The organism is Mesorhizobium sp. M7A.F.Ca.CA.002.09.1.1, from assembly GCF_003998555.1.
Classification (GTDB): domain Bacteria; phylum Pseudomonadota; class Alphaproteobacteria; order Rhizobiales; family Rhizobiaceae; genus Mesorhizobium; species Mesorhizobium ciceri.
This window is the reverse complement of sequence record NZ_RZRR01000609.1, coordinates 1-3,504: the sequence shown is the minus strand read 5'-3', so window position 1 is coordinate 3,504 and position 3,504 is coordinate 1. Positions and strand designations below refer to the sequence as shown.

Annotated in this window: 2 protein-coding genes and 1 pseudogene; 2 read left to right on the top strand and 1 reads right to left on the bottom strand. The window is 62.7% G+C overall.

Going from position 1 to position 3,504, the window contains the following annotated elements; genetic code table 11:
* Nucleotides 1–920: pseudogene (locus tag EN994_RS22975) on the bottom strand (hypothetical protein); the annotation flags it as partial.
* Between the two features lie 213 nt (nt 921–1,133).
* Between EN994_RS22975 and dnaK the strand changes: the two are divergent.
* The gene (gene dnaK / locus EN994_RS22970; RefSeq protein ID WP_024502156.1) at nt 1,134–3,050 is read left to right on the top strand and encodes a molecular chaperone DnaK; all 1,917 of its coding nucleotides are present in this window, start codon (nt 1,134–1,136) and stop codon (nt 3,048–3,050) included.
* 212 nt (nt 3,051–3,262) lie between these two features.
* Nucleotides 3,263–3,504 (top strand): DnaJ domain-containing protein (locus tag EN994_RS22965; protein WP_164746095.1); only part of this gene is annotated, 242 nt, incomplete at its 3' end.

The window sequence follows — 3,504 nt, the reverse complement described above, 5'->3', positions numbered from 1 at the left end:
TTGGTGTCGATGTCGGCGAATTTGGAGACCTGGCCGGTGATGCCGTCGATCTTCCAGACGGTGCCCGGCCCGCCACCGTTTTCGGTGCCGAACTGGCCATCCATGAAGGTGGCGCCGGCAGCGCCGCGGCGCTGCCTCTCGGGGCGGCCGTCATCGTCGGCATCCGGGGTGACGATACGGATGCCGTGCAGCGAGGTGGCGCCGGCATAGAGATTGGGAATGCCCGATGGAACGCCGTCGCGCACGCCGTCATCATAGGTGACGCCGAACACCTGGCCGATCTGCTCCGCCGTCACCTCGAAGGGCGGCGGCGTGTTGACCAGCTGGCCGGAGGCTGGGCCGCCCAGATGCGAAACGTCGAACACGCGCAAGGTGGCGCGCGTGGGGTCGATGAAGGTTTCGTCGACCGGATCGACGCCGGGCGGCAGGCCCTCTTTTTCGGAATCAGGGGGGTCGAAATTGGGAATGATGGTGCCGGAGAATCCGGTCACCGCCATCGAGCCGGGATAGATGATCCGGGTTTCCTGCGCCTGCGCGGCGCCCAGCCACAGGCCGAGTGCCAGCGCCAGCAACCCGCCTGGATGCACAGCACGGCGCAAGCCGCCATCAAGAGACGACACGAACGAGCCGCGGATGCGAGACATGACACTACCCCCCGTAGTCGACGGGAGAACGTCGGGGCTGGCCGCGCAAATCAGGGCAAGGCGCGGCGGTCCGGCTCGTTCTTCCCTGATCGAATTGTCTGCTTTCCTCAAGACGACGATACGCCTGGTCTTACGCAGGGTCAACGGAATCAGCGGAAAGCCCAGCGCATCGACCCCGTCCCGAAGGCGGTGGTCGCGCCGAGCTCCTGTTGTTCCCGGAGACCGCAGAGCCTCTGGGTTATTGGTCATGGGGGCTTCCTTTCCGGGCCGCACCATGCGGCACCTAGAGATCAGTCGCGGGCGGAGATGGAAAGGTTCATGGAAGGCCTGCGCAGAATGCTTGCGCGCGATGCCGCCTGTTCTTATATACGCGCCAAGCCGTTCGGCGCCGGAATGCCGGTTGCCGGAACGGGATTTCTTGTGAACAGGGGCTTTCGTCGGAACGCCTGTACGGGTCCTGAGAGCCTGCTTAGCGGAGAGACTAGAGAAATGGCAAAAGTAATCGGTATCGATCTCGGCACCACCAACTCCTGCATCGCCATCATGGATGGCAAGGAGCCCAAGGTAATCGAGAATGCGGAAGGCGCGCGCACGACGCCTTCCATCGTCGCCATCTCGGGCGACGACGAACGTCTGGTCGGCCAGCCGGCCAAGCGCCAGGCGGTCACCAATCCTGAAAACACCATCTTCGCGGTCAAGCGCCTGATCGGCCGCCGCTATGACGATCCGGTGACGGAGAAGGACAAGAAGCTTGTCCCCTACAAGATCGTCAAGGGCGACAATGGCGATGCCTGGGTCGAAGCCGGCGGCAGGAAGCAGTCGCCCTCGCAGATTTCGGCCATGATCCTGCAGAAGATGAAGGAGACGGCGGAAGCCTATCTCGGCGAAAAGGTCGAGAAGGCGGTCATCACCGTTCCGGCCTATTTCAACGACGCCCAGCGCCAGGCGACCAAGGATGCCGGCAAGATCGCCGGCCTTGAAGTGCTGCGCATCATCAACGAGCCGACCGCGGCAGCGCTTGCCTATGGCCTCGACAAGAAGGAAGGCAAGACCATTGCCGTCTATGACCTTGGCGGCGGCACGTTCGACATTTCGGTGCTCGAAATCGGCGATGGCGTGTTCGAGGTCAAGTCGACCAATGGCGACACCTTCCTCGGCGGCGAGGATTTCGACATGCGCCTGGTCGAATACCTGGCGGCCGAGTTCAAGAAGGAACAGGGCATCGACCTGAAGAACGATAAGCTTGCCCTGCAGCGCCTCAAGGAGGCGGCTGAAAAGGCCAAGATCGAGCTGTCGTCGACCACCCAGACCGAAATCAACCTGCCCTTCATCACCGCCGACGCGACCGGGCCGAAGCACCTGACGCTGAAGCTGACGCGCGCCAAGTTCGAGCAGCTGGTCGACGACCTCGTCCAGCGCACGATTGCCCCTTGCAAGGCGGCGTTGAAGGATGCCGGCCTGAAGGCGGGCGAGATCGACGAAGTCGTTCTGGTCGGCGGCATGACCCGCATGCCCAAGATCCAGGAAATCGTGAAGCAGTTCTTCGGCAAGGAGCCGCACAAGGGCGTCAATCCGGATGAGGTCGTCGCTCTCGGCGCCGCCATCCAGGCCGGCGTGCTGCAGGGCGACGTCAAGGACGTGCTGTTGCTCGACGTGACGCCGCTGTCGCTCGGCATCGAGACGCTGGGTGGCGTGTTCACCCGCCTGATCGAACGCAACACGACGATCCCGACCAAGAAGAGCCAGGTGTTCTCGACGGCCGAGGACTCACAGTCGGCAGTGACCATCCGGGTCTTCCAGGGTGAGCGCGAAATGGCCGCCGACAACAAGGCGCTCGGCCAGTTCGACCTGGTCGGCATTCCGCCGGCGCCGCGCGGCGTACCGCAGATCGAGGTCACCTTCGACATCGACGCCAACGGCATCGTCAACGTTTCGGCCAAGGACAAGGGCACCGGCAAGGAGCACCAGATCCGCATCCAGGCATCGGGTGGTCTTTCGGACGCCGACATCGAGAAGATGGTCAAGGACGCCGAGGCCAATGCCGAGACCGACAAGAAGCGGCGTGCGCTGGTCGAGGCCCGCAACCAGGCCGAAGCGCTGCTGCATTCCTCGGAGAAGTCGCTGAAGGAATATGGCGACAAGGTTTCGGAAGGCGAGCGCACGGCGATCTCCGACGCGATCGCGGCGCTGAAGACCGCGACCGAAGGCGACGACGCGGCCGACATCGAAGCCAAGAGCCAGGCGCTGGCCGAGGCTTCTATGAAGCTTGGCCAGGCCATGTACGAGGCTTCGCAGAAGGAAGCGGCGGAAGCCGACGCCAAGGCGGACGCCGCCAAGGACAGTGACGTTGTCGACGCCGATTTCGAGGAAATCGACGAGGACGACGACAAGAAGAAGTCGGCCTGAACCGTTTGACGGCAAGATAAAGCGAAAAGCCCGGCGAAGGCCGGGCTTTTTTGCAACCCCTTGCAGAAAAACAGCGGGCCTTGCTGAAAAAATGCAGGCAAAGCCGCGTCGACACTGGCATCCCCCTTCCATCGCACCTAAATCGAAGCGTCAGTGCCGGCAAGAGACGCAACAATGCTTCAAGACGTTGAGCATCCGGACAGCGGGAAAAAATGAAAGCTGATTTCTACGAGACGCTGGGCGTGCAAAAAGGCGCCGATGAGAAGGAGCTCAAGAGCGCTTTCCGCAAGCTCGCCATGCAGTTCCATCCCGATCGCAACCCCGGCGACCATTCCTGCGAGCACAAGTTCAAGGAAATCAACGAAGCCTACGAGACGCTGAAAGACCCGCAGAAGCGCGCGGCCTATGACCGCTTCGGCCACGCCGCCTTCGAACAGGGCGGCATGAATGGCGG